16 protein-coding genes are annotated in these 18,092 nt (G+C 62.2%); 5 read left to right on the top strand and 11 right to left on the bottom strand.

Annotated elements, in window-relative coordinates; genetic code table 11:
- Positions 1 to 39 precede the first annotated feature (39 nt).
- From gspM to gspG, 9 genes are read right to left on the bottom strand one after another with little or no spacing between them, the layout of a single operon-like run.
- A complete protein-coding gene (gene gspM / locus C7453_RS19355; protein WP_245948953.1) occupies positions 40 to 1,089 on the bottom strand; it encodes a type II secretion system protein GspM in 1,050 nt (349 codons plus the stop codon).
- A gap of 11 nt (positions 1,090 to 1,100) precedes the next feature.
- A complete protein-coding gene (locus C7453_RS09665) occupies positions 1,101 to 2,138 on the bottom strand; it encodes a PilN domain-containing protein (protein ID WP_114727323.1) in 1,038 nt (345 codons plus the stop codon).
- Between the two features lie 25 nt (positions 2,139 to 2,163).
- Positions 2,164 to 2,751 (bottom strand): prepilin-type N-terminal cleavage/methylation domain-containing protein, encoded by a 588-nt coding sequence (locus C7453_RS09660; protein WP_114727322.1) that lies wholly within the window; start codon positions 2,749 to 2,751, stop codon positions 2,164 to 2,166.
- Positions 2,748 to 3,164, bottom strand: a complete 417-nt coding sequence (locus tag C7453_RS09655; RefSeq protein WP_114727321.1) for a type IV pilus modification PilV family protein — start codon at positions 3,162 to 3,164, stop codon at positions 2,748 to 2,750. Before C7453_RS09655 ends, C7453_RS09660 begins: the two co-directional genes overlap by 4 nt.
- A complete protein-coding gene (locus C7453_RS09650) occupies positions 3,161 to 3,589 on the bottom strand; it encodes a prepilin-type N-terminal cleavage/methylation domain-containing protein (protein ID WP_245948952.1) in 429 nt (142 codons plus the stop codon). Before C7453_RS09650 ends, C7453_RS09655 begins: the two co-directional genes overlap by 4 nt.
- A complete protein-coding gene (locus tag C7453_RS09645) occupies positions 3,579 to 4,799 on the bottom strand; it encodes a type II secretion system F family protein (protein ID WP_114727319.1) in 1,221 nt (406 codons plus the stop codon). The genes C7453_RS09650 and C7453_RS09645 overlap by 11 nt, the downstream gene beginning before the upstream one ends.
- Before the next feature lie 15 nt (positions 4,800 to 4,814).
- Positions 4,815 to 6,530, bottom strand: a complete 1,716-nt coding sequence (locus C7453_RS09640; RefSeq protein ID WP_114727318.1) for a GspE/PulE family protein — start codon at positions 6,528 to 6,530, stop codon at positions 4,815 to 4,817.
- Positions 6,523 to 7,299 carry a prepilin peptidase gene (locus C7453_RS09635; protein WP_114727317.1) on the bottom strand — a complete coding sequence of 259 codons (777 nt, stop codon included), beginning with the start codon at positions 7,297 to 7,299 and terminating at the stop codon, positions 6,523 to 6,525. The genes C7453_RS09640 and C7453_RS09635 overlap by 8 nt, the downstream gene beginning before the upstream one ends.
- A gap of 10 nt (positions 7,300 to 7,309) precedes the next feature.
- On the bottom strand, positions 7,310 to 7,747 hold the full coding sequence (gene gspG / locus C7453_RS09630) for a type II secretion system major pseudopilin GspG (protein ID WP_114727316.1): 438 nt from the start codon (positions 7,745 to 7,747) through the stop codon (positions 7,310 to 7,312).
- 80 nt (positions 7,748 to 7,827) lie between these two features.
- On the opposite strand from gspG, the gene C7453_RS09625 reads away from it, so the two are divergent.
- Positions 7,828 to 8,238 (top strand): lytic transglycosylase domain-containing protein, encoded by a 411-nt coding sequence (locus C7453_RS09625; protein WP_114727315.1) that lies wholly within the window; start codon positions 7,828 to 7,830, stop codon positions 8,236 to 8,238.
- Positions 8,239 to 8,249: 11 nt separating this feature from the next.
- Here the strand turns inward: C7453_RS09625 and C7453_RS09620 are convergent, their stop codons facing one another.
- Together C7453_RS09620 and C7453_RS09615 are read right to left on the bottom strand one after the other, a co-directional pair.
- Positions 8,250 to 9,857 carry a glycoside hydrolase family 32 protein gene (locus C7453_RS09620; protein ID WP_114727374.1) on the bottom strand — a complete coding sequence of 536 codons (1,608 nt, stop codon included), beginning with the start codon at positions 9,855 to 9,857 and terminating at the stop codon, positions 8,250 to 8,252.
- A gap of 79 nt (positions 9,858 to 9,936) precedes the next feature.
- Positions 9,937 to 11,676 (bottom strand): glycoside hydrolase family 68 protein, encoded by a 1,740-nt coding sequence (locus tag C7453_RS09615; protein ID WP_114727314.1) that lies wholly within the window; start codon positions 11,674 to 11,676, stop codon positions 9,937 to 9,939.
- Between the two features lie 844 nt (positions 11,677 to 12,520).
- Between C7453_RS09615 and C7453_RS09610 the strand changes: the two genes are divergently transcribed.
- The 4 genes from C7453_RS09610 (at position 12,521) to C7453_RS09595 (ending at position 18,067) form a co-directional block, all read left to right on the top strand.
- Complete coding sequence (locus C7453_RS09610; RefSeq protein WP_114727313.1) at positions 12,521 to 13,843, top strand: FAD/NAD(P)-binding protein; 1,323 nt, start codon at positions 12,521 to 12,523, stop codon at positions 13,841 to 13,843.
- A 258-nt stretch (positions 13,844 to 14,101) separates the two neighbouring features.
- The gene (locus C7453_RS09605) at positions 14,102 to 16,198 is read left to right on the top strand and encodes a putative bifunctional diguanylate cyclase/phosphodiesterase (protein WP_245948950.1); all 2,097 of its coding nucleotides are present in this window, start codon (positions 14,102 to 14,104) and stop codon (positions 16,196 to 16,198) included.
- A 209-nt stretch (positions 16,199 to 16,407) separates the two neighbouring features.
- A complete protein-coding gene (locus C7453_RS09600) occupies positions 16,408 to 17,532 on the top strand; it encodes a phytanoyl-CoA dioxygenase family protein (protein ID WP_114727312.1) in 1,125 nt (374 codons plus the stop codon).
- Between the two features lie 70 nt (positions 17,533 to 17,602).
- The gene (locus tag C7453_RS09595; protein WP_114727311.1) at positions 17,603 to 18,067 is read left to right on the top strand and encodes a nuclear transport factor 2 family protein; all 465 of its coding nucleotides are present in this window, start codon (positions 17,603 to 17,605) and stop codon (positions 18,065 to 18,067) included.
- Positions 18,068 to 18,092 lie beyond the last annotated feature (25 nt).

Below are 18,092 nucleotides of genomic sequence, written 5' to 3'. Positions count from 1 at the left end.
CGAGGATGCGGATCAGGATATGCATCGCATGGGACCTCGTTATTGCTCTTCTGAGCGGGCAGGGGCGGGCGTGGCCTGGGGGGCACCCATCCGGGTGTCGGTCAGGCGGTTGCGGTCTGGGCGCATGATATGTTCGCCCGCCATGTCACGGACCCGGATCGTGTCGTTCTCGATCGCGACGATCCGCCAAGGGCCGATGAGGTCGCCCACATCGGCGATCCGCCCGCGATCCTGCCCCGGAATCATGAAGATGGCGCGCCGCCGGCTGCTGCCGACGACAATGCCCGTCAGACGGGGCATGGTGTCGCCCGTGCCGGGCATGTTGGTCGGGCGGCGGGTAGGACTGAACAGAGGGCGCGCCAAGATCGTCTGCTGCCATGAGTCGATTTGGCTGCGGTCCTGCTGAGGCGGAGCCGCGAGTGTCGGCATTGTGCCGAGGCTGAGCATCATCGTCGTCAGGCAGGCGGTGAGGGTAGGGTGGAGATGGGGGGTGCCAGTCATGGGGCGTCCGTCCGCCGGAAGGCGTGGAGGATCATGTCGCAATCCAGGGGGGGCGGATGCGCTGTTTGTGTCTTCGGCGCTGCGCAGATGGAGCCCGTCGATCACGATTGCCGGCGTGGATTGTTCCAGCCGGGTGAGCAGCCGGATAAGCGTGGGGAACGGAGCGGTGACGACGACATGCAGCCCGATGCGCCGGTAGCGCCCGGCCGCTGCCGAAGGCACGTTCTCGACGCTCGTGATTTCGGTTTCCGTGGTGGTAGCGATCGTTTGCAGGATGTCTTGCAGGTTGGCGCTGGCGATGGCGTCGGTCGTGCCGTCGATCAGTTGCGAGGGATTTGGGGAAGATGTGGCGGTCGTCTGCCGCAGCGCTGGCAGGGCGCTGGCTAACCGCTCCATGCGGGTGAGTGTGGCGCGTTGCAGGTCCAGCCTCTGTACGCGGTCGGCATAGAGGTTCCAGACTGGATCCAGCACCAGAAGCCATGCCAGCCCTAGCGCAAGGCCCAGCATGCCTAGCGCCAGCGCCTGCCCCCATCGGCCTTCGGGGAGGGTGCGTGCCAGCGTCGGCAGGGATGTCGTTTCATGGTTCATGCTCGGCCCGTTCATTGTCCGACATCGACGCGAATGGAGAACACGCTGGCATCCCGGCCGGTCACGCGGATGACCGGTGCGACGAAGGCGGGGTTGCGAAAAACCGGTGTACGGCTAAGGACCTGGATCAGTCCTGTCGCCTCGGGCGACTGGCCACTGATGATCAGTTGCCCCTGACGGAGGCTCAGGTCGGTCAGGAAACTGTTGTCGGGCAGCATCTGCGTGGTTGCCGCCAGTACCGCCATTGGGTCGCCCCATTGCCGGCGTGTGGTGGCGATGACCCTCTCGCCTGCTTGGCGATCCTCGGCTTGGCGGCGCAGTATGGTTGCCTCCGTTGCCGCCGGGCGCAGGGCTGTGATCCGGGCTGACAGGGCCGCCTGTTCGGTGGATTGGCGCCAGAACACAAGTGCGATCACCATCGCCGTTAGAAGGGCGACACCTGTTGCTGCCAAGATCCGGGAGTCTTTCAGGTTCTGCCAGGATGATCTGTTGGTCCTCAGCGGGATGCGTATGGAGCGGGTTGCGTCTTCCAAATGGTTCGGCTGGATGCCGAGCGGCGCGAGCAGGCGCAGGGCCGGGGCGATGGGGGCACGGAGTGTGAGCGACAGCAGGACGCGCAGTTGATTCAACGCGGTATCCCGCCGGAGGATGGTGTGGCTGTAGAAGATCGCATCGGCGGAAAAGGGGGTCAGTCGGTCCATCTCATAGGTCAGGACACCGTCGAGATCGGGTTCGGCTGCGGCGGGTAGGGTGAGTTCGCGCTGCATGACCATTCCGGGCGGCAGGTACAGGATCGTCTCATGCGGGTTGCCCCGGCCTGACAGGAGGGCCTGGCAGGCGACCTGTGTTTCGGTATCTTCGGCTTCGGACAGGCCGAGGGTGCCCAGCGCTGTGTGATTGCCCTGCCGCTCCAGCGAGAGGACCAGCATGTGTCCGTTCCATGCGGCGACCAGTCGGGGGCGGGACGATAGTCGTGCCTGCCGAATTCGTTCCGGGATCAGACTGAGGATCTGTCGCCACCACCAGGCGAGCAGAATTCTGCCGATCATGAGGGGTGCTTCAGAATGGTGGCCGCTATTGCGGCATTGGGTCCAGCAGGGGGGATGCGACGATGTCCGGCCAGCGCCGGGGATCGCCGTCGGGGAAGCGGATGCGGATACGCACCAAGATCGGAAGGCGGTCGGCTTCCCATGTCGTGTTCCAGTGTCCGTTCGAGAAATAGGTGCACTCCAGATCCGCAACGTTTGTCAGCAGTGTTTGCTGCCGTTCCTGTGCAGGAGGGGCGATCACATGGCGATAAGGGAGCCAGATCAGGAGCAGACGATGCCGGTCATCGACCGATAGGCGGATGTCGGCCTCTATGTCGGGCTGTCCGCTCAGGGGGATTGGTAGCGTGCCGCGCAGTACCAGCCCGTGTGATTGTCCGACGAAGAGGGGGCCTTCCCGGCCCGCTCCGGGATCGGCGCGCGTGACCAACCCGCGTAGTAGGCGATCGACGGCGCCAAGTTCGGCTTGGGAAGCCAGCAAGCCGTGCTGGCGTTCGAACAGCATTGTTGCCGTCCTGAACCCCTGTTGCAGGACCAGCAGTACCAATGAGAACACCACCAGAGCGATCAGGATTTCAAGCAGGGTGAAGCCTGCCTGCCTGCGGAGGACGGTCATGGACCGGCCGCCCGTGCGGCCAGTCGCAGGGATTTGAGGACGACTGCCCGTCGACCGGAACCGGCCGTGGGATCTGACCAGGATTCGGTGACCTGCACATGATACAGGACCAAGCTGGAAGATATGCCGGTTGCCGTCTGTGCGGGCGTGATCCGGACATGCCAGCGAAAGGTGCTGCCGTCGTCGCCACCCTGCTCCAGTGGCGCGAGTTGCATGCCGTGGCCGATTGCTGCCATGTGCGATTGGGCGCGAGAGAGAGCATCCTGCGTGTGGTTGGACAATTGCGTGGCAGTGACACCGTCCAGCATGCCCCGATAGGCGACTGTCAGTGCCAGCGTCACGATGGCGAAGGCGACCAAGACCTCGATCAGGGTAAAGCCGGCTTGACGGTCGGACTGGCGGAGGGCGGTCATGGCCCCTCCACGCTGATGGCGCCGGTCAGCCAGTTGACCCGCAACACGACATACCGGTTGCTTTCGAGCAGCGTGGTTGTGGAGCCATTTGCGCTGCCGTCGGGGTAGAAGGCGAAACGGGACGGATCGGCGATCGACACCTCCGCGGGCAGGGCATGGCGGATGCCCTGTTGCAGCCCGTAATTCCGATGGGCCGAATCAAGGACGAAGATCTGCGTCGTGCCGGAATAGATGGCCAGCATCCGTGCCTCACGCATGGCGGATGCGATCTGCTGTGCCGTGCCGCGTAGGTCCAGCGTGACCGAATGAAACGGTCCATGCCCGATCATGATTGCGCCGATCAGGCCAAGGATCAGAACGACCACGATCATTTCGATCAGCGTGAAGCCGGTCTCTCTGGGGTGGGTGGGACGTTTATTGTGCAAGGTCGTTCAAGCTCAGCATGGCCAGCAGCAGCGAGGACACGATCCCGGCTACCAGCAGGCCCATGATGATGGTGATCGCGGGTACCAGAAGCGCGACCAGCCGCTGGATGGCTATGCGGCCCTGATCCTCGTGAATATTGGCGGCTCGCAATGCCATGGGCCCGAGTTGCGCCGTTTCTTCGCCCAGCCGCAGCAGGTGGACCATGCGGGCGGGAAAGACCTTTGCGGCTTCCAGTGTGGTGGCCAGCCCATATCCGGCCTTGGCGTTCTGCGTTGCTGCGTCGATCGCGGCGATGGCGGCGCGGTTGGTGGTGGCCTCGCGGATGATGGCCAGCGCCGTGAGGATCGGCACGCCGTTTTCCAGCAGCGTGCCCAGGAGGCGAGCGAAGCGGGCGGCCAGGATTTCGCCGATCAGCGGGCCCGCGATCGGCAGGGCCAGCAGCCAGCGATCTACCCTCAAGCGGAGGGGTGCGCGGTGGATGAGTGCGCGGCCGAGCAGGGTGAGTACCAGCAGGATCGGCGGTATGGCCAGCCCGTCACGACTCAGCCAGTTTCCGGCCTGGATCAGCATCCGTGTGGAGGCCGGTAGCGCAACGCCGTTCTGGGTGAACAGGGGGGTGAACTGGGGGAGGACGGTGGTGAGCAGCAGGGTGATCGAGCCGATGGCCGCCAGGGTGAGGATGGCAGGATAGATCATCGCCGACTGTACAGTGCTGGTCAGAGCCCGTTCGCGTTCCAGCAGCAGCGCCAGTCGTTCCATGGTCGGGGCTAGGTCGCCGGTGGCTTCGGCCGCGCGGACCATGCCGAGATACAGGCGGGGGAAACTGCCCGGATAGTGGCCCATGGCTGCGTGCAATGCGCGACCGTCGCGCACCATCGTGCGTACGCCTTCCATTACGCGGCGCACCCGCAGGCGGACGCTGGTTTCGGCCAGGAAGCGCAGGGCGCGGTCGATATCCTGCCCGGCCCCGAGCATGACCGCGAGTTCGCGCGTGATGGCCGCCAGTTCGGCGCGGCGTAGGTCGGGACGGCGAAGTGTCAGGCCGCACATTAGCCTTGTCGGGGCGAAATGCGTGGGGGCACCGATCCGCATCGGGATATGCCCCCGGCGGCGCAGGATTGTCAGGACCGCGCCTTCGCTCTCGGCCTCCAGTGTGCCGCGGATTACCGTGCCCTGCGTATCGATGGCGGTGTAGGCGAATTCGACCATGCGATTGCCTCTCCGTCAGGTACCGGCGCGGACGCTGCGGGTTACATCCTCGATCGTCGTTTCGCCGTGCAGGGCGGCCGTCAGACCGGTGGTGAAGATCGGCACCATGCCGGCGGCGATGGCCGCCCGTTCGATCGCCATGTGATCGCTGCGCGAGAAGATCAGGCGCTCGATCGTCTCGTCGGGTGCCAGCAGTTCGGCGATCGCCTGGCGGCCGCTATAGCCGGTATGGCGGCATCGGGCGCAGCCGACGGCGTGGAACAAGGTCACGGGGGCGTCGCCGGCCAGGCGGTGCAGGTTGAGCCGTTCCACCAGTTCGGGTGGCGGGGTATAGGGCGTCTTGCATACATTGCACAGTCGGCGAACCAGTCGCTGCGCCAGCACGCCGCGCAGTACTGCCGTCAGCAAGTAATCCTCCACCCCCATGTCGCGCAGGCGGATGATCGCGGCGGCGGCCGAGTTGGTGTGCAGCGTGGACAGGACCAGATGCCCTGTCAGCGCCGCCTGCACCGCGATCTGGGCGGTTTCGATGTCGCGGATTTCGCCCACCATGATGACGTCGGGGTCCTGACGCAGGATGGCGCGCAGCAGGGTGGCGAAGGTGAGGCCGATCTGCGGGCGGACCTGAACCTGGTTGATACCGTCAAGCTGGTATTCGATCGGATCTTCGATCGTCACGACCTTGCGCGTGACGGCATTGAGGTCTGCTAGGCCCGTATAGAGCGTCGTGGTCTTGCCCGAGCCGGTTGGGCCGGTGACCAGCACGATGCCGTTTGGCTGCGCCATCAGGGCACGCATGCGGGTAACGATATCAGGCGCCAGGCCCAGCGTCGTGTAGTCGAAGCGGACGCTGGAGCGGTCGAGTACGCGCAATACCACCGTCTCGCCGTACAGAGACGGAATGGTGGAGACGCGGAAATCGATCTCGTGACCGCGGACGGCCAGCTTGATTCGGCCGTCCTGCGGCAGGCGTCGTTCGGCGATGTCCAGGCGGGCCATGATCTTGATACGCGAGATGATGGCGGGGATAAGTTGGGCTGGCGGGCTCTCGACTTCGCGCAGCACGCCGTCATAGCGGCAGCGCACGCGCAGCCTGTCCTCGAACGGTTCGATATGGATGTCGGAGGCGTGATTTTCTACCGCGCGGCCAATGATCTGGTTGACCAGGCGGATGACCGGTGCTTCGGAGGCGAGGTCTTTCAGACGCTCCGCGTCGTCCTCCAGCGGGGCGTCGTGATCCTCGGGCGGGGGGGCATTTTCCTCGGCGCGAGGGTAGAGCCGGTCGAGTGCGGCTTCCAGTTCGATCGGCACGCCGACATGGCAGGCTACGTGTAGCCCGGTGGCGGCCCCGATCGCAGCCGACGTGAACCCATCCAGGGGGTCTCGCAGTGCCAGCAACAGGATATCGCCATGCACGGCCAACGGCACCGCGTGGGCGTCGCGCAGGAAGCGCATGCCGAGTGTGTCCGCCAGCACCGGTTCCTCGGGGTAGTGGTCGGGTGCTGCCAGAGGGATGTGCAGTAGGTCGGCGTAGGCCTGTGCCATTTCCTGTTCCGAGACTAGGCCCAGGTGCAGCAGGATCTGGTCGAGCCGCCCGCCGCTCTGTTCCGCCGCGCGGCGGGCGCGTTCGACAGCACGTTGGTCGCAGCGTCCGCGCGCGACCAGCAGGTCGGCCAGGTCGTTGATCTGTGCGGCCATCGAGAGGGCATCGGCTTTGATGGGGCTATCCATGCATCTGGTAAGCCGTTTGCCACAGCCAGGTTCCCCATAATGATGCGGCGAGGCCGGGGCCGAAGGGGATTGGTGTGTTGCGGTTGATCCTGTCACGTGTGGTGACGAGGACGGCGACCAGCGTCAGGAGCGCCGCCGAGAAAACCACCATCGGCAGCGCGGTCGGCCCCAGCCATGCTCCGCCCGCCGCAAGTAGTTTCGCGTCGCCCAGCCCCAACCCCTCATGGCCGCGCAGACGGCGGTAGGCCAGTGCGACGCCGGTGAAGACGCCATAGCCGAGCAGGGCTGCCGTGGCGTGCGTCAGGACCATGGGCCATCCGTTCGTTACCGCCAGGATCAGTCCCGCTGCCGTCAGCGGTAAGGTCAGGATATCGGGCAGGCAGAAGGTCTTGAGGTCGATCGCAGCCAGGACCAGTAGCCACCAGCCGAATAGGCAGCCGCGCCAGACAGTCGCCGCCGCGAATGGCTCCATCATCGCATCGTTCTGCCGGGTTGCCAGCACGGTCAGGGCGGCAACTGCCAGGGCGAGGACTTCCATGGTCGGGTGGGAACGGTCGATCGGAGCGCGACATGTGCGGCAATGGCCCTTCTGCGCCAGATAACTGAACAAGGGCACCAGTTCCCATGCTCTCAGTCGGGTGCCGCAGCGGGGACAGGCCGAGCGTGCCAGCATCACGGGTTCGGCGCGGGGTAGGCGCCAGGCCAGTACGCCCAGGAACGACCCGATGAAAGGTGCCAGCACGAGCGGCAGGGTGGGGGAGAGCAGCATCGGCGGTGCGTCAGGGATTGCAGATCATCGTGGCCCGATCGGCGGTATTGCCGCTGGAGCCTGCCGAGCACAGATCATAGTCATGTCCCGGTCGATCGGACGGATTGCGATAGATGTAGGGATGATGCCAGGGATCCAGCGGATCAGTGCCGTCCTTTACATAGGGGCCGTTCCAGTTCTCGGCGCTGGCCGGTCGGGCGATCAGGGCGTGCAATCCGTCTTCGGTGCCGGGATAGCTGCCTGTGTCCAGCCGGTACAGGTCCAGAACCTCGCTCAGCCGCTGGATCGACTGGCGGGCTACCGAATTGCGCGCGCCGCCCAACTGGCGTAGCGCGGCCGGTGCGACCAGGCCGATCAGCAGGCCGAGGATCGCGATCACGACCAGCAGTTCGAGAAGGGTGAAGCCTTCGTCACGGCGGGAGGGAGATGGGGGAGCAGATTTCGGCATCTTGAACCCGCTTTGCTGTGATATGGAACGAGGCCGTCGCATCAGGGCCGGCATCCGGAACGGAAGGGGCTGACCCCGCCATGGCGATTGCATATGTCGGCTGCATGGTGTTTGCGGCGTCGCTGTACCATCTGCCTCCGCGCATCCTGCCATCGATCCAGGCGGTGGAGGCCGGGCGGAACGGGTTGGTGCATCACAACGCAAACGGTACGGACGATCTGGGGGTGATGCAGGTCAACACGCGCTGGATCGATCCGATCGCCCGGTTCACCCATGTCGCCCCGCAGGTCGTCTATCGGAATCTGCTGGAGCAGCCCTGCTATAATATCAGCGCGGCAGGGGCGATCATGCGCCTGTATCTGAACGAAACGCGCGGCGACCTGATGCGGGCGGTTGGCAATTATCATTCTCATACCGTTCTTTTGAACCAATCGTACCAGGCGATGGTGCTGAAGTGGGCACGGCGTCTGTTCCAGCCGGGACAGCCATGAAGATCGAGTTGTCATCGGGCTGGTGCCGAGATGCGGATTCCGGTGAAATACGTGTGGCCGCCATTGGAAAATAGCGACATGCGGTCGCTGCCCGCCGGGGGAAATACTAGGTCGGTCATGCGGAGTGTGCCGCGATTGGCGAAGAGTTCGACCGAATTGCGGTCGACCACCACATGGAGTGACAGCACGCCGCCGGGTGCGGACAGGTGGGCGATATGCACCAGACTGAAACGAGGGGAAAATCCTACTTCGCCTGACCGGCTGCGATCGAGTGTCAGATTTCCCGAGGTGAAATCGTAGCTGATGACGGTTGCTGTCCTGCCGTCCGGACTCTGTCGCACCGCGATGCCGGCGCGCGTCGCGTCGCCGCGATGCAACGTGACGCGGACGTCGAGTACGTCGCCGCCCATGGGGGCGCGCCACGTCTGATTGGGACCGAGGTCCCTATCGGCGAAAGCGGCGATGCCTTGTCGGCGTATCAGAGCTTCATAGGTCGGGGTTGGAGTCTGGGTCAGTGTCGGGCGTCCGTCGACCGTCTTCAGGTCCAGTTGGACCGGTAGCGTCGCTTGCCCACGCCAGGGGGCCGTGGGGAGCGCGGAAGCGTAATCCCAGTTGTTCATCCATCCGATCAGCAATGGCGCTTCCGTTCCGGTATTGTCGAAACGGATTGTCGCGTACTGGTCGGCGCCGTGATCCAGCCAGGCATAGGCGGAGGGATCGGAGCCGTCGGGAGGCAAGGCGTCGGGAGTGAAGCGGGTGCCGTCGAACCGGCCGACAAAATATTGCACGCCGGATCCGCCTGCAATGCTCCAGGGGTTGACGCTGACGATCATCACCCAGCGTGGATCGTGCGGGTTGCCGTCGAGGGAAAGTGGGATCAGCAGCGGCATTTCCCATAACATGCCGGGCTTGCGATAGCCGGAGGGCTGGAAATCACTCAGGAACGACCAGTGCAGCAGGTCGGTCGAGCGGTAGAACTTCACGAGTTGGGCATCTGCGACCACCGTCGTCATGATCCAGCATTGACCCTGCGGATACCAGACCACCGAAGGGTCGCGGAACTGCCGGGATTCCGGCTCCAGGGTGAGAATCGGATTGTGCTCGTAGGCTTGCCAGTGTGCACCGCCATCCAGACTGTATGATAGGGACTGGGCCTGTGTGTCATCGGGGTGCGCGGGATCGCCGTGGAAAACCGAGGTATGGAAGGCCAGCAGCGGCGGCGTAGCGTTGCTGCCCAACCCCGATCTATTCTGGCTGTCATAGACGACCGTGCCGGAAAAGATGTCTTCGTTCGGGGTGGAACGGATAGCCACGCTTTCCTCGTGCCAGTGCAGCAGATCGGTGCTGGTGGCGTGCCCCCAGGACATCGGCCCCCAGACCATACCCGCCGGATTGTACTGGTAGAAAAGATGATAGGTACCGTCGAGGAAGAATGGACCGTTCGGATCGTTCATCCAGTGTTCAGCGGGGGAGAAATGCAGTGCAGGCCGCCATTGGGGCGTTGCGGGTTCCTGTGCTTGTAGTGCGTGTGGCAAAAGAGTCAGAACAAGGCATGCTGCTGCCAGACCGTGATATCGACGAGCCGTATCCAACCGGGCTATATGATCGGAGCTTTTCATTTTCTGCGGCATGACTATCAGGAACCGGAAGACCGGCCCCTTCTGGGATCGCCCCGGAAAGAGCCGGTCTGGCCTGGGATCATTGGTTCGTGTTGACGAAACTGTTGATCTGGCCATTGGTGTTCGATCGAATCGGGATATTCTGCCCGATCAGGTCCAAGATGAAGGCACGGACATTGATGGCCGCTCGGTTGGCAGGGATATCGCCATATCCACCCAGGCCACCATTGCCGTAGCGCAAATCGACAACCGATGCGTCGGAGCGGATCGCCACCTTCACCGTTGGTGACAGCGTGCCGCCGCGACGGGTTTCAACCGTGTCGATAAAGGATTCGACCAGGCCGCCTGGCATCACATAGTGAGAATAGGACTGGAACGCCCGCGGGTTCTGCTGTGGATTGGGATCATAATCGGTGCCCGGTGCCTGGTTGAGGTCCGTTGGGTTGCCGAGCACCAGGCCGCTGCCGTAGTTCATGGGCTGGAAATCACTACGGATACCGTTGCCGACGAAGCCGTATACGCCGTCCGGCCCATCTACGCCCGCCGCGTATGTCGTGCGGTGGCTGATGGTGAAGATGTAGTATTTTCCGTTCTTTATGTACACCTGTGGGCGTTCGGTCTGATCGTTGACGCAGTTGGCCGAGATCAGCGGCGATAGGAACTTCCACTTGGACATCGAGGCATTTTCGGCAACTGCCAGACCGATCGATGCCTTCTGGTAATAGGCGCCGCTATCGAGCACCTGCTGAAGGGTTTCGGCGTGCGGATCGTTCGGGCGGTAGCCCAGATCCTCGGTAGTACAGTTCGGCGTGCCTCTCTGGCCGGCGGTATTGCCCTCGAACACCATGTAGTTGACACCGGGATGTTCGGGATCTTCGAAGGTGAACGGATCGCGGAAATTATAGAACGGGTTCTGTTCCCCGTTCTGGTAAAGCACACCATCGGGGCGCAGAAGCGCTGTGTGGGTGGTGAAGCCGGTGAACCAGACGTGCCGGAAATCGGCGTGGATCTGGCCGAGGCTCTGGGTGATGACCGCCTGGGCAGGGGTGATATCCTGGCCGTTCGCATCGCGGTTGAAAGCCATGTCGGTATAGAACAGCGACACTCTGTTATCGTGTGGGTCCAGCAGGCGCAACGAGCCCGACCATTCCGCCGTGAGCGTATAGGTGGTGCCGGCAAAGACCTGTTCCTGTGCCCCTTCGGGAATCAAAAGCCCGCCATAGATCCAGCCGCCGTTTGCGGGCCGCCTGGAAACCGGGATTCCGGCCCGGCGATAGAAGAACCCGATGCGGGCATGGGTGTGGCGATCGTCGAAGCCGTAGCCGGCATTCTTGTCCGCTGTCAGGCAGAAGATGACTTCCCAGCCATTATAGCTGAATTGATTGGCGTGTCTGTCGATCAGGGTCCAAGTATCCCATACCCAGACATCGGGATTGATCGTTGGAAAATCTGCTGGAATATCAGGCATGATCAGTTGTGCAGGGAGTGAATTCTGCCCTGCCGGGACCGATGTGCTTGAATGTGCCTTGATCTGCAGCGCGTCGGCGCGAGTCCAGCGCGACGTGAAGGTTCCGTCCGGCGCATAGGCGCGTTGGGTGTGGAGTGTCGGTAGTGGGAAGCCCGGCACGCCGGCCAGCGAACGCCCAGGGAACATCCGGCCCGCATGGGGCATCATGCCCGGATGAGGGCCGACACGGAGGGCCTCGCGCCTAGCATCCGGCGTTGATTGCGCGAACGCTGTCTGGCTGGCCAGGGCGGCGATCAGAGATCCGGCTACAACCATTCTGAATACTGGCTTTTTTTGGCGTATGTTTACCATATCACCCTCCTTCCGCATGAAGCACGCTCGATGGAGGAGACGCTTCATGGTAGTGTGTTTTCCAGTAAGTTGTTGATTTATAAAATTTTATATTCCCCTCTTGGGGAAAAGTAGAGAAGATCACTTTTTGGTCATAAGAGTAAAAATTAATTTAATGCCGAATGTTCGAAAAACGGATGTCTTCGATAAAGCGTAGAATTAATATTTAACGGTATTTTTAATATATAATGAAATAATTGCCATTACCGTTAATATATAAGAATAAAATTGTTAAATTGCCGGCAATTGAACTGTGGCGGATATATTTTTTATTTTTCGTCTCCGAACCGCGGCCGTGGCCGGAGGATCCCACCCTTCACCGGATATGCGAGAAACGATGCGAAGAACCTCATAGTTCCCTTCGGGTGTTGCGAACTGAACGTGGCGGGTCTGCCGTAACTTCCGATGCCTGGTGGCACATGTGTCGAGGGGTATAATCCGTCAAGGCAGAGGGTATCTGATTCTCAAGTTTTGAGGCAGCGGCGGGCATAATGCCCGTCCAGGGCATGATCGCGACGCGCGGGTGTGTATTTCGAACGGGATTGTCGGCAATAGGAACGGGGGGCGACCATATCGAGCTCCTGGACTGGATCGTACGGATCAAGGATACCGCGTCAGACGGTCTGTTGCCTTTTTCAGGCACGTCTGGATCGATCTTGCGCTGTTATCATTCGTTACCCTCTCCGTCCTTTCCGCCCTGCTGTCGGATCTGCGAAGAAGGGCTGGAATGGAGCGGAGATATGACATCATGAAGACGACCGTGCACGGTTGGCCCTGCCGCAGTCGCCAGGGCTGAAGGACGGCCATGGCAGGGATGGTCGCAATCGTCGGTGGGGGAGCGAGTGGCGCGTTGGTGGCGACCCATCTGGCGCAACAGGTGAATCCGCCGAGGCTGGTGGTGATGGAGCCCAGCGCCGAACTGGGCCTGGGCATTGCCTATGCGACCCACAGCCCCAGTCACCTGCTGAACGTGCGTGCGGGGAACATGAGTGCCTTTCCCGATGCGCCGGATCATTTTCTGGACTGGTTGCGGGGGGAAGATGATCCGTCGGCGGATGCGGGTGTCTTTGCGCCGCGCATGGTGTATGGGCGCTATCTCCGTTCCCTGGTGGCTGGCTCCGGGGCTGTTCATTGCCAGCAGGCGGCGGTGGGATTGAAGGTGGAGGCCGATGCAGCGTCGGTTGTCCTGGCTGATGGTGAGAGCGTGCGGGCCGAGCGCGTTGTGCTGGCACTGGGGCATTTTCCACCGGTCGACCTGCCGCGTATCAGTGCCGAAGCACTGTCGGCGGGCCTCTATCATCGTGATCCATGGCGTGATTTTTTGCTGCCGTCCGATCGTGATGCGCCGGTCGTTCTGATCGGGACCGGGTTGACGTCGGTGGATATGGTGCTGCGCCTGCGGGAGCAGGGGCATCGCGGGCCGGTGACCATGGTGTCTCGGCACGGTCTGTTGAGCCTGGGACATGCGGCCTGCGAGCCGTGTGCGCGGCCTGTCGTGCTGGAAGGGACGATGCCTTCCGCCCGTGCCTATCTCAAGGCGTTCCGCGATGCCGTGCGGGATGGGGTGCCTTGGCGGGCGGCCATCGACAGCCTGCGTGCGACCAGCAACACGCTATGGGCACGCCTGCCGGCAGGCGAGAAAATGCGGTTCAGGCGGCGTCTCTTTCATTATTGGAGTGTCGCGCGGCATCGTATGGCGCCATCCATCGCCGAACAGGTGGCGCGGGAACGGCGATCGGGGCATCTGGTCGTCCGTCGGGGCCATGTGCGGGACCTGGTGATCTCGGGCGGTGCCGGGCGGCTGACGATCGTGACATCACGGGGGACTGAGAGTTTGGTTGCCTCGTGCGTCATTAACTGCACGGGGCCGGTCACCGACTACCGTCGAGTCGAATCTCCTTTGCTGCGGACGTTGTTCCTTGAAGGATACGCGGTTGCGGGGGATATGGAGGCGACGTTGGCGACTGATGCGCACGGCGCGCTTGAGGATGCATCTGGCGCCTGTTCGCGCGTCCTGTATGCGATCGGGCCGATGCGGGCGGGGACCCTGTTCGAAACAACGGCGATTCCCGAGATCCGGCAGCAGGCTCGCGATCTGGCGCTGCATCTGACAGGGATGTGCTCGTAAGCGGCGTTGTTGTGCAGGTGGCACCGGCGGAGATCGGGTATGAGAGAGTGGACAATGAAATCGTCAGTTGCGATATATAATCAGGACAGCATTGACCCGTTCGGATGACGTTCCGGCCAGATGATCATGGGAGTCTGGCTGAAATAAAAAATTCTTGTTCAGGTCGGATATGCATAATTGTTTGCGCGGGGTTCTATATTTTTTTTCTTTAAATAGGGTGTTCTGTAATTCGCTGCGAATGCATTTGAAGGTTCCACGATGACGATGCAGGAGAATGGTGCGGTGGCCGCGCAGACGATGCGCGATATCGCGGCCGTGGTGCCCATCCTGCCGGAAACGGCCGTTGGCGGGGATGTCATGCAGTATTTCGAGCGTGATCCCGACCTGCTGTATATTGTGATCGTCGATCACGGCGGACGCGCGCTGGGGCTTGTCGACCGTCACACTTTTCATGTGCGGATGGCCGGTCAGTATGGATATTCGGTCTATCATCGGCGCCCGGTCACGCTGCTGATGGACCCCCGCCCGACCATCGTCGAGGCTGACGTGCTGGTGGCGGACTTTCTACCGCAGGCACTGGGGGCGAACGCCTCGGAACTTCTGCTGGGCTTCATTGTGGTCGAACGCGGGTTCTGCCTGGGGGTAGGGTCGGCTATTGATCTGGTTCGTCACGCGCATGCCGCCAAACAGACGGCGCTCTCCGAACTGCGCATGGCGACGGACAGGTTGCATGAGGCGAATGAGAAGATCCTGCGTGACAAGCTGTTCATCGACCGGATCGTCCAGAATGTGCCGTCGCCGCTGATCGTCCGCTCGGTTGTGGACGGGGACGTCATTCTGATGAACCGCGCGGCAAAGCGGTTCGGGGACTCCGCCCTGTCTGAAAAGATGATCGGTATGGCATCCTGCATGACGGATGGGGTGCCGGCGGGTGACGGGCAGGCGACCATGGAGTGTTCCCTGGACGACCCGCAGGGAAACCGGCGGGACCTGATCATCAATCGCCTGCTGATCGCTGATCAGTCGGGGACGCCGTTATGGGATCTGTATGTTTTTGATGACGTGACGGTTTACCGCGATAACGAGCGGCAGATCGAGCGGCTGGCTCATTATGATAAGGTGACCGACCTGTGCAATCGCCGGCTGTTCAGCGTGCAACTGGAGGCGTTGTGCGGCGAAAACAGGCAGGGCGTTCTATTCTATATCGACCTTGATTATTTCAAGACCGTAAATGATGTCCATGGTCATGCAGCGGGAGACGCCCTGCTGCGCCTGGTGGCCGGCCGTCTGCGTGAGCACAGCCGGCCCGGCGACCTGATTGCCCGTCTTGGTGGGGATGAATTCGCCATTCTATGGCCCAATACCTCCTCGCCGTTGGAAATCGACGGGCGGATGACGCCGCTCCTGGCGTCGCTGAGCGCGCCCTATCAGGTGGATGGCAAGCGGATCGTGATCGGGGCCAGTATCGGGTCTGCCCGTTTTCCCGAAGATGCCGACAGTGCGGAGACCCTGCTGCAGCATGCTGACATGGCGATGTATCGCGCGAAGGCCCGGGGGCGGAACCGCTTCGCCCAGTTCCAGGCCGCGTTGAGCGAAGAGGTGAGAAGTGCCGCGATCCTGACCGGGGAGTTGCGCGATGCGCTGGCGACCGATGCCCTGACCGTGCATTTCCAGCCGATCTACGATCGCACGGGCCGCCAGGTGACGAGTTGCGAGGCCCTGGTACGCTGGCGGCATCCGGTGCATGGGCTGATCATGCCGGACCAGTTCATTGCGCTGGCCGAGCAGAACGGGCTGATCCACACGCTGGGGCAGTGGGTTCTACAGGCCGCGTGCCGCGAGGCGGTAGCCTGGCCTGCCGGCGTGAGGGTGGCGGTGAACGTGTCGCCAATCCAACTCGGCGATGCGGCCTTTCCCGACATGGTGTTGAGAATCTTGCAGCAGACCGGCCTGCCGGCGCATCGGCTGGAAATCGAGATTACCGAAACATCTTTCCTGAAAAATGAAAAATCGAATCAGGCCGCGCTGCGCAGGCTGGTCGAGATTGGTTGCCGACTGGTACTGGACGATTTTGGGACCGGCTATTCCTCGCTGAAATATCTCTGGTCCTTTCCGTTTAGCAAGATCAAGATCGATTGCGGATTTGTCCAGGCGATGTCGCAGGACAAGGTTCTCAGGATCACGCAGACCATTCTCAGCCTCGCCCATTCTCTGGAACTGTGTGTCACGGCTGAAGGGGTGGAAACGGACGAACAGCATAGGCTTCTCGCCGGGATGGGCTGCGATGAGGTCCAGGGCTATCTGTTCGCGCGGCCCCGGCCGGTGGAAGAGCTTTTATCCTGTCTGGGTGCCTGATCGGCATGCAGGGTCGGTGAGGAGGAACGGGGCGGGATCGCGCCTGGGTGCGTCGTTTTTCTGGTGGAAATTTCTTTCATGATTCAAGTGCATTAGCGCACGATTTTGCATCATATTCTGATGATGCTATTGCATCTTGCGTGGTGCAGCGAGACTGCAACTTCAGGAGACGGGGAGCGTTCCTTCGCCGTTATGGCCGACCGGATATTATGCATAAGATCATCAAGACTGTTCTGACCTATCCCGTGTGGGTATTTCAGCTTTTCACCGGCACGAAATCCTTTCGCGACAATCCCTTGATCGCTAGCCGCCGGCTGAATGAGACGGGCCTGCACGTGGTGCGCCAGAGTCTGGCCCATCGGGCTGCTGCCTGGCGGCGGCGGCGGCTGAAGCGCGGGATTCCTCCGCATCTACTCGCCGAGTTCGATCGCGACGGATTTGTCGTTATCCGCGATTTCCTGCCGGCGGAGATGTTCAGGCAGATTCTGGAGGATGTCCGGCAGTATCGCGGGGAAGCGCGTGAGACCATTCAGGGCGATACGGTGACGCGTCGCATCGCGCTGGAACCCTGTGTTCTGACCCGCATGCCCGGCGTGCGACGGTTGCTGGACCTGCCGCTTCTGGGACGGCTGATCCGGCTGGCTGGCAGCCGGGATTGTGAGCCACTTTATTATGTCCAGACGATTCTGCCTCATGCCGTTACCGGCGACCCCGATCCGCAGCTTCAGTTTCATGCCGATACGTTCCACCCTACCGTCAAGGCATGGTTCACCCTCACCGAGACGGCGGATGAGAGTGGCCCCTTTGTGTACGTTCCCGGATCGCATCGGCTGAACCCGGCGCGGCAGGCCTGGGAAAAGCGGATGAGCCTGGAGGCGGCAGGTTCCGGCGATCGTCTGAGCGGACGCGGATCTTTCCGTGTCGACGCAGATGCGATCGCTGCGATGGGCTACGCGGCCCCGCGCGCCGTGGCCGTGCCCGCCAATACGTTGATCGTCGCCGACACAGGCGGCTTTCATGCGCGAGGTGTCAGCGCGCAGCCGGGTATTCGGGTGGAGATTTGGGCGTATGAACGGGGCAATCCCTTCTTTGCGCCCTTGATTGATCTGTGGCGCATCCGGGCGATCGGTCGGCGCCGTGCATCCGTGATGTGGGCGTTCCATGACTGGCTGGAGGAAAGCGGGTTCGGGGTGCATGTCTGGCGGAAGCGCGGCAATGTCGGCGCCTTCGACCGCGACGTGGGAGGGCATGAGATGCTGCATATTGCCCCCGGCGTGCCGGGTTGGTTCGGACAGGTGAGTGCACATATGCTCCGGCGGATCGTGCGCCGGTAGGCTTGCTTCCTGGGCGGGTTTCTGTACCGTAATTCGGCACATATCACTGTTCATTGCCAGGAAAAATGCAATGCCTCTTCCACCGTTTCCTCCCTTTACGGCCGAAACGGCGCGGCAGAAGGCCCGACTGGCCGAAGATGCATGGAACAGTCGGGATCCGCAGCGCGTGTCGCTGGCTTATGCGCCGGATTGCCGGTGGCGGAACCGGGCCGAATTCATCCAGGGGCGCGAGGAGATCGTGGTGTTCCTGCAGCGCAAGTGGGAGAGGGAACAGGATTACCGGTTGATCAAGGAAGTCTGGGCCTATGCCGACGACCGGATGGCCGTTCGCTTTGCCTATGAGTGGCATGATGGCGGTGGCCAGTGGTATCGCTCGTACGGCAACGAGAACTGGGAATTCGGCACGGACGGGTTGATGCGTCGGCGGATCGCCTCGATCAACGATCTGGCTATCCGGGAGGAAGACCGAAAATTCCACTGGCCGTCCGGCAGGCGGCCCGATGATCATCCGTCGCTCAGTGAGCTTGGATTGTGACCGTGGGTGAGAGCGCCTGCCTGTT

It is taken from the genome of Gluconacetobacter liquefaciens, from assembly GCF_003350405.1.
Classification (GTDB): Bacteria; Pseudomonadota; Alphaproteobacteria; order Acetobacterales; family Acetobacteraceae; genus Gluconacetobacter; species Gluconacetobacter liquefaciens.
This window is presented reverse-complemented; position numbering and strand designations above follow the sequence as displayed.

Excerpts from the sequence above, each read along its gene's own strand:
- C7453_RS09665 (WP_114727323.1), bottom strand. The coding sequence starts at position 2,138 with ATGATCGGCAGAATTCTGCTCGCCTGGTGGTGGCGACAGATCCTCAGT.
- C7453_RS09600 (WP_114727312.1), top strand. The coding sequence starts at position 16,408 with ATGCATAAGATCATCAAGACTGTTCTGACCTATCCCGTGTGGGTATTT.
- C7453_RS09610 (WP_114727313.1), top strand. The coding sequence starts at position 12,521 with ATGGCAGGGATGGTCGCAATCGTCGGTGGGGGAGCGAGTGGCGCGTTG.
- C7453_RS09660 (WP_114727322.1), bottom strand. The coding sequence starts at position 2,751 with ATGACCGTCCTCCGCAGGCAGGCAGGCTTCACCCTGCTTGAAATCCTG.
- C7453_RS09635 (WP_114727317.1), bottom strand. The coding sequence starts at position 7,299 with ATGCTGCTCTCCCCCACCCTGCCGCTCGTGCTGGCACCTTTCATCGGG.
- gspM (WP_245948953.1), bottom strand. The coding sequence starts at position 1,089 with ATGAACCATGAAACGACATCCCTGCCGACGCTGGCACGCACCCTCCCC.
- C7453_RS09640 (WP_114727318.1), bottom strand. The coding sequence starts at position 6,530 with ATGGATAGCCCCATCAAAGCCGATGCCCTCTCGATGGCCGCACAGATC.
- C7453_RS09625 (WP_114727315.1), top strand. The coding sequence starts at position 7,828 with ATGGCGATTGCATATGTCGGCTGCATGGTGTTTGCGGCGTCGCTGTAC.
- C7453_RS09595 (WP_114727311.1), top strand. The coding sequence starts at position 17,603 with ATGCCTCTTCCACCGTTTCCTCCCTTTACGGCCGAAACGGCGCGGCAG.
- C7453_RS09615 (WP_114727314.1), bottom strand. The coding sequence starts at position 11,676 with ATGGTAAACATACGCCAAAAAAAGCCAGTATTCAGAATGGTTGTAGCC.
- C7453_RS09645 (WP_114727319.1), bottom strand. The coding sequence starts at position 4,799 with ATGGTCGAATTCGCCTACACCGCCATCGATACGCAGGGCACGGTAATC.
- C7453_RS09655 (WP_114727321.1), bottom strand. The coding sequence starts at position 3,164 with ATGACCGCCCTCCGCCAGTCCGACCGTCAAGCCGGCTTTACCCTGATC.
- C7453_RS09605 (WP_245948950.1), top strand. The coding sequence starts at position 14,102 with ATGACGATGCAGGAGAATGGTGCGGTGGCCGCGCAGACGATGCGCGAT.
- gspG (WP_114727316.1), bottom strand. The coding sequence starts at position 7,747 with ATGCCGAAATCTGCTCCCCCATCTCCCTCCCGCCGTGACGAAGGCTTC.
- C7453_RS09620 (WP_114727374.1), bottom strand. The coding sequence starts at position 9,857 with ATGAAAAGCTCCGATCATATAGCCCGGTTGGATACGGCTCGTCGATAT.